The following is a 6435-nucleotide window of genomic DNA, read 5'->3' on the forward strand; positions in this document are numbered from 1 at the left end:
CAATCCAATGATTACGGTTTAATCCAACCGCATTTTGGCAACCAGCGCCTTCAGCGCGGCATCATCTGGCTCTTGTTCTTCCATGAAGTAATGCAGCAATGTATTGTCTTCCAACGCCAACAGTCGAATAAAAGCCTGTTGTTCCTCGGTTGTTGCCTGACTGAATTTTTGCTCCAAAAAGCGTCGAAAAATGACATCAAGTTCCAGCGTCCCACGCCGACAACGCCAGCGCAGTCTGTTTAAATCCGCATCCACGTCACTTGCGTTCGATCAGCATTTGCTTGATACCGGCAATGGCTTTGGCAGGATTCAACCCTTTCGGGCAGGTATCGGTGCAGTTCATGATGGTATGACAGCGATATAGTTTGAACGGGTCTTCTAGTTCATCGAGGCGCTCGCCGGTATTTTCGTCGCGGCTATCGGTCAACCAGCGATAGGCTTGCAACAAGACTGCAGGCCCTAGATAACGCTCGCTATTCCACCAGTAACTAGGGCAGCTGGTAGAGCAACAGGCGCACAAAACGCATTCATACAAGCCATCAAGTTTGGCGCGTTCCTCCCGGCTTTGCAAACGTTCACGGTCGGCAGGCGCGGGCGTTTGTGTTTCTATCCATGGTTTTATAGAAGCGTACTGGGCGTAAAAATGGCTCATATCAGGTACTAAGTCTTTGACCACCTTCATATGCGGCAGTGGAAAGACTTTAATGACGCCATCGTAATCTGAAATCGCCTTGGTGCATACCAGGGTGTTTTTACCATTGACGTTCATCGCGCAAGAGCCGCAAACACCTTCACGACAGGAGCGCCGGAAAGTCAAGGTTGGGTCGATTTCATTTTTGATTTTTAAAATCGCATCCAATACCATCGGCCCGCATTGATCCAGGTCTACTTCATAATGATCGATGCGCGGATTTTCACCCGAATCAGGATCCCAACGGTACACTTCAAAAACTTTTATATTTTTGGCATCCGCTGCGGCGGAAAAGGTTTTACCTTTTGTCAATCTGGAATTTTTGGGCAAGGAAAATTCAACCATCAGTAAACCCTCTCTTTAGGTGGGATAACATCAACCTCATCGGTCAATGTGTAAAGATGAACGGGGCGATAATCTATCTTGACACCGGTATCATCGTGCCAGGTCAAGGTATGTTTCATCCAGCTCTCATCATCACGTTGCGGAAAATCTTCCCGTGCATGACCGCCGCGGCTTTCTTGCCGGTTATGGGCCGCATGAATGGCGACCGTCGCCTGCCGAAGTAAATTATCCAGCTCTAATGTTTCTACCAGATCGGTATTCCAGATCAACGAGGTATCGCTGACGCTAACATTATCAAACGATTCGACGACCTGTTGCATTTCGGTGATACCTTCAGCCAGCGTTTCCCCCGTTCTAAACACAGCAGCACGGGTTTGCATGGTTTTTTGCATAGCTAACCGAATCTCGGCTGTTTTCAGCGACCCTTTCGCATGGCGTATTTTATCGAAGCGCGCCAATGCTTTATCACAAGCATCGGACGGCAATGGTTTATGTGCCTGACCTGGCTTGATAATTTCGGCACAATGGATAGCCGCCGAACGACCAAACACGATAATATCCAACAATGAATTAGAGCCTAAACGATTGGCACCATGAACAGAAACACAGGCGGTTTCACCAATGGCCATCAAACCGGGCACCACGGTATCGGGTTCACCATTTTTCAAGGTCACTACCTCGGCCTTGTAATTGGTCGGAATACCGCCCATGTTGTAATGCGCCGTCGGAATCACCGGTATCGGCTGTTTTGTCACATCGACACCGGCAAAGATACGCGAGGTTTCGGCAATTCCAGGTAAACGTTCGTGAATAATGGCAGGGTCAAGATGTTCAAGGTGTAAATAGATATGGTCTTTATTCGGACCAACGCCACGCCCTTCATTGATTTCTATGGTCATGGCCCGACTGACGACATCTCGTGAAGCTAAATCCTTGGCCGTCGGCGCATACCGTTCCATAAAACGCTCACCCTCTGAATTGGTCAGATAACCGCCCTCTCCGCGTACCCCTTCGGTAATCAAGCAGCCTGCCCCATAGATGCCGGTCGGATGAAACTGGATAAACTCCATATCCTGTAACGGTAAACCCGCCCGCAGTACCATGGCATTGCCATCACCTGTTACGGTGTGTGCTGAGGTACATGAAAAATAACAACGTCCATAACCACCGGTCGCCAGAACAGTTTGATGCCCACGAAATAAATGCAGTGAACCGTCTTCCAGACACCAGGCTAAAACACCGCGACATTCATCGCCATCCATAATCAAATCGAGTGCGATATATTCGATAAAAAATTCTGCCTTATGCTTCAAAGCCTGTTGATACAGCGTATGTAGAATGGCATGACCTGTGACATCGGCTGCGGCACAGGTTCTCTGCGCCATTCCCTTGCCATAATGCGTTGTCATGCCACCAAAGGGACGCTGGTAAATTTTGCCATCTTCGGTGCGGGAAAAGGGTACGCCATAATGTTCCAGTTCCAGAACCGCAGCCGCCGCTTCCCGGCACATATATTCGATAGCATCCTGGTCGCCTAACCAATCTGAACCTTTGACGGTATCGTACATATGATAGCGCCAGTCATCCTCACCCATATTACCCAATGCCGCACTAATGCCACCTTGCGCAGCCACAGTATGACTTCGGGTTGGAAAAACCTTAGTGATACAGGCTGTTTTCAAGCCTTTTTCGACCATGCCAAAGGTAGCGCGCAAACCCGCGCCACCGGCGCCGACGACGACGACATCATGCTTGTGTTCAATAATTTTGTAATTTGATGTCATGGTATTATCCAGCGAATACAAGGTTAAGAATGGCGATAACGGCCGTCACGGCCAATCCAATAAAAATGAGATGCGTCAACCAGACCATGGTCATGCGTAGCCCTATGCGAGAGATATAATCTTCATACACCACTTGCAGGCCTAAAGCGGCATGGTAACAAACAGCGATAATCCACAAAATCAAAGCGGCGCTGTTAAGCGTCTGCTGCATCCATTCTTGGGTTTCTGAATAGGGTACGGTTAATGCTAAATGAAGAAATTGGAGAAGATAAAAACTTAAAGGCAGCAAGGCGATTGCGGTAATCCTTTGCATCCACCAGTGATGTGTACCAGACTTGGCCGATCCCATCCCTTGGGCGCGTGCCAATTCGGATTGATAGCGCATGATTTATCCTTGGAAAAATATGAAAACAAACCCTGTCAAAATGACAGAAGCAATCAGTTCGATCACGGCATAACGATTCATGTCATCACGTTCAAAGCCCATACCTGCATCCCAAATCAAATGCCGAACACCATGACATAAATGAAAAAACAAGGCATAGATAAAACCCCATAAGGCCACTTGTACCCCAAACAGATTTAAGGTTATCTGCAATGTACTATAAGCCTGCTCTCCCTGAGCCAGGATAACGAAAATCGAAACCATCATAACGATGCCTAAAGACAGCAATACGCCGGTCATTCGATGAGTAATAGAAATAATGCCGGTCAACGGCAAACGATAGACTTGCAAATGCGGTGACAACGGACGCTTATCTTCATTCATGATACACCTCAGCGTTAACAATTAATTGAGCTTTATACGCTGCGCTTATAAAAGCACTTGATAAAAAATCGGTAGTGGGTTAAATCTGTGTTTATGCATGGATGTTTCTGCCAAATTCTACCTTATTTATTAACAAACCAATCACAATATCATGCATTTTTTCTAGCTTAGAGAAACAGATTGTTCGACGGGTCAATCGTTTGATCCATGTTCTAAAATTCAGGTTTTTCGTTCAATTTTTTGGGTATTTCTCTTCCCTATTTCATGTATCTCAGCATCAAGATGACGCTCATAAGCCCCCAGTCATCGGTGTAATAACGGCCAATATTTAAAGGGCTAAGTAACGCTTTTAATTCTTTGAAAACAATGTCCTTACGCTTGCCAAAACATAAGCGAGTACCGTGTTGGTTTTATGATCAACAGCGTGCCATAGCCAGCGTTGATTGCTTTATTGCCTACAAAGACCACTGTTCATCCACTTCGGCCTCTTCACAGCAGACCTGCTCTAACCTGACCTCCAATGGTTTCCCTTGATCAAAGGTCTGAAAAAGAGGGTTCACCTGAACAAGACTGTTTTCTTTATTTTTAAAGTGCGGGTCACTGTGTTTTTATTGATTTTAAGAACCCGTGCTGTGTCTCGAGTGCCACTACTATTGATAGCCATTTCGACAATTTTTTCTTGGATTCCAAATTCACAGGCTTTGTAACAATATTCCAACATGAAAGTGTTGGTTGGGCAGTCTGAAGTCTGGCAACGATATCGCTGTACACCACCATCGCTTCTGCCTGATTTCATCAGTTGAGTATTAGTACAGTTTGGGCAGGCGATTGCTTGATAATATTTCATGAGGGAATTATGCAATAAATCACTTTCTTATTCTACTGTTCCTAGCATAAATACAGATTTAACCCACTACCATTTTTTCCAAGGCCTTGGTCGGACAGCGAAACAATAAAGCTGTTTTAGCTTTACCAATAGCCACATCAATACTGCCTAATTGCGCATTATCGCGTTGTAAATAAATTAAATGTCCCCCATGATCGACAATCGCGATAACCACCTCCCAGTTATTCATTTTTGCTTCCATTTCTGCGGCATGGGCAATACGTTTGGCATCTGCCAAGGTTAATTTGTAAATCGTTTCCAAGTTTCACCTCAATATATTTTTAATCAACAATGCGTATCAGCGTGCATCAATAGGAATGATATTGCGTTGTTCAGGCCCTAAGTATAATTGTCTGGGGCGACCGATAGGGGTAGATGGATCGGCCATCATTTCCAGCCAATGTGCCAACCAGCCCGAGGTTCTGGCAATAGCGAACATAACGGTAAACATTTCTTCCGGAATGTTCAGCGCACGATAAATGACGCCGGAATAGAAATCGACATTAGGATATAGTTTACGCTCGATGAAGTATTCATCTTTCAAGGCGTATTCTTCCAGCGCCAGCGCCAATTCAAACAAAGGATCTTGCCGATTGCTGTTTTCCAGCACTTCATAGCAGGTTTGACGGATGATTGTCGCCCGCGGATCGAAATTTTTATACACCCGATGACCAAAACCCATCAGTCGAAACGGATCGTCTTTATCTTTGGCTCGGGCGATAAATTCAGGAATTCTGTCCACACTGCCAATTTGTTTCAGCATTCGTAACACGGCTTCATTGGCACCGCCATGCGCAGGCCCCCAAAGCGCGGCAATACCCGCGGCAATACAGGCATAAGGGTTAGCGCCCGTACTGCCAGTGAGTCGAACGGTCGATGTGCTGGCATTTTGTTCATGATCGGCATGTAAAATCAGCAACAGATTAAGTGCTTTTTTCTCAATGGGGTCGACTGAATAGTTCGGGTCGATATAGTTAGGGGAGGAACGCGAAAACATCATATTCAGAAAGTTTTCACAATAGCCTAAATCAAGTCGGGGATAAACAAACGGCTTACCTACCGAATGTCGATAAGAGGCTGCAGCGATAGTTGGCATTTTAGCGATCATCCGAACCGCACAGACCCTACGATGTTCAGGGTCTTTCATATTCAATTCACTATGATAAAAGGCCGACAACGAACCCACTACCCCTACCAGCATCGCCATAGGATGCGCATCATAACTAAAACCATCAAAAAAATTGCGCAGGGATTCATGCACCATGGAGCGATGGGCTACTTCTAAAGAAAAATCTTGTAATTGAGTCGCATTCGGCAACTCGCCATTCATCAACAAATAAGCCACTTCTAGATAATTACAGTGCTCAGCTAATTGTTCGATCGGATACCCGCGATACAACAACACGCCTTTATCACCATCAATAAACGTAATATGGCTTTTGCAACTGGCCGTTGCGGTAAATCCCGGATCGTAAGTAAAGCAATCTAAGTCTTTGTGAATGGCACGAATATCAACCGTTTCCTTACCTAATGTGCCTTGTAGCAAGGGATATTCAACCGTCTTCCCGGTGCGGTTATGCCTAATAGATAAACTGTCTTTTGACATTCAATCCTGCCTGTTTGGTTGCTGATAAAAATACGGTTGTCGCAGCACATCGAAAAATGTAAGGATAACCTTTTGGAATGACCGGATTATTACACAACACCTTATTTAGTCAAAGTCATTACCCGCCAAAGTTTTAACTGATGTTACGCAGCGGCTCTTCAATCTCATTCCTTCATCATTACCGTGAAAGAAAAAGTCATCTCTGGCCTCTATCTTTTATCGACACAGAGATCACAGAGCACACAGAGTGATAGTTTGTATCGTTTAATTCCATTGACTGATCTGGATTCATTCAGTTATTAACTGATGTTACGCAATTTGTATTTTAACCCTAAAATTTACATACATCACAGC

Annotated in this window: 7 protein-coding genes and 1 pseudogene; all 8 read right to left on the bottom strand. The window is 45.3% G+C overall.

The annotated features are described in order from the left end of the window. Positions 1 to 18: 18 nt before the first annotated feature. The 8 genes and pseudogenes from JEU20_RS10795 to JEU20_RS10830 all read right to left on the bottom strand — a co-directional run bounded on the left by JEU20_RS10795 (position 19) and on the right by JEU20_RS10830 (position 6081). Positions 19 to 255: an FAD assembly factor SdhE gene (locus JEU20_RS10795; RefSeq protein ID WP_198243579.1), complete on the bottom strand. Its 237-nt coding sequence runs from the start codon at positions 253 to 255 to the stop codon at positions 19 to 21. A gap of 1 nt (position 256) precedes the next feature. Then, positions 257 to 1036: a succinate dehydrogenase iron-sulfur subunit gene (locus JEU20_RS10800; RefSeq protein WP_281066775.1), complete on the bottom strand. Its 780-nt coding sequence runs from the start codon at positions 1034 to 1036 to the stop codon at positions 257 to 259. Continuing rightward, positions 1036 to 2820 (bottom strand): succinate dehydrogenase flavoprotein subunit, encoded by a 1785-nt coding sequence (gene sdhA / locus JEU20_RS10805; RefSeq protein WP_198246022.1) that lies wholly within the window; start codon positions 2818 to 2820, stop codon positions 1036 to 1038. Before sdhA ends, JEU20_RS10800 begins: the two co-directional genes overlap by 1 nt. Before the next feature lie 4 nt (positions 2821 to 2824). Further along, on the bottom strand, positions 2825 to 3205 hold the full coding sequence (sdhD, locus tag JEU20_RS10810; RefSeq protein ID WP_198246024.1) for a succinate dehydrogenase, hydrophobic membrane anchor protein: 381 nt from the start codon (positions 3203 to 3205) through the stop codon (positions 2825 to 2827). Between the two features lie 3 nt (positions 3206 to 3208). Continuing rightward, on the bottom strand, positions 3209 to 3589 hold the full coding sequence (gene sdhC / locus JEU20_RS10815; protein WP_198246026.1) for a succinate dehydrogenase, cytochrome b556 subunit: 381 nt from the start codon (positions 3587 to 3589) through the stop codon (positions 3209 to 3211). Positions 3590 to 3680: 91 nt separating this feature from the next. Next, positions 3681 to 4436: pseudogene (locus JEU20_RS10820) on the bottom strand (IS1 family transposase). Between the two features lie 58 nt (positions 4437 to 4494). Then, positions 4495 to 4737 carry a GlcG/HbpS family heme-binding protein gene (locus JEU20_RS10825; RefSeq protein WP_198246028.1) on the bottom strand — a complete coding sequence of 81 codons (243 nt, stop codon included), beginning with the start codon at positions 4735 to 4737 and terminating at the stop codon, positions 4495 to 4497. Between the two features lie 36 nt (positions 4738 to 4773). Continuing rightward, the gene (locus tag JEU20_RS10830) at positions 4774 to 6081 is read right to left on the bottom strand and encodes a citrate synthase (RefSeq protein ID WP_198246030.1); all 1308 of its coding nucleotides are present in this window, start codon (positions 6079 to 6081) and stop codon (positions 4774 to 4776) included. Positions 6082 to 6435: the final 354 nt, after the last annotated feature.

This window comes from methane-oxidizing endosymbiont of Gigantopelta aegis (genome assembly GCF_016097405.1).
Lineage (GTDB): Bacteria > Pseudomonadota > Gammaproteobacteria > Methylococcales > Methylomonadaceae > Methylomarinum.

What these genes read in the sequence shown, in the direction of transcription:
- sdhD (WP_198246024.1), bottom strand. Translation starts at nt 3,205, where the DNA reads ATGCGCTATCAATCCGAATTGGCACGCGCCCAAGGGATGGGATCGGCC.
- JEU20_RS10830 (WP_198246030.1), bottom strand. Translation starts at nt 6,081, where the DNA reads ATGTCAAAAGACAGTTTATCTATTAGGCATAACCGCACCGGGAAGACG.
- JEU20_RS10800 (WP_281066775.1), bottom strand. Translation starts at nt 1,036, where the DNA reads ATGGTTGAATTTTCCTTGCCCAAAAATTCCAGATTGACAAAAGGTAAA.
- sdhA (WP_198246022.1), bottom strand. Translation starts at nt 2,820, where the DNA reads ATGACATCAAATTACAAAATTATTGAACACAAGCATGATGTCGTCGTC.
- sdhC (WP_198246026.1), bottom strand. Translation starts at nt 3,589, where the DNA reads ATGAATGAAGATAAGCGTCCGTTGTCACCGCATTTGCAAGTCTATCGT.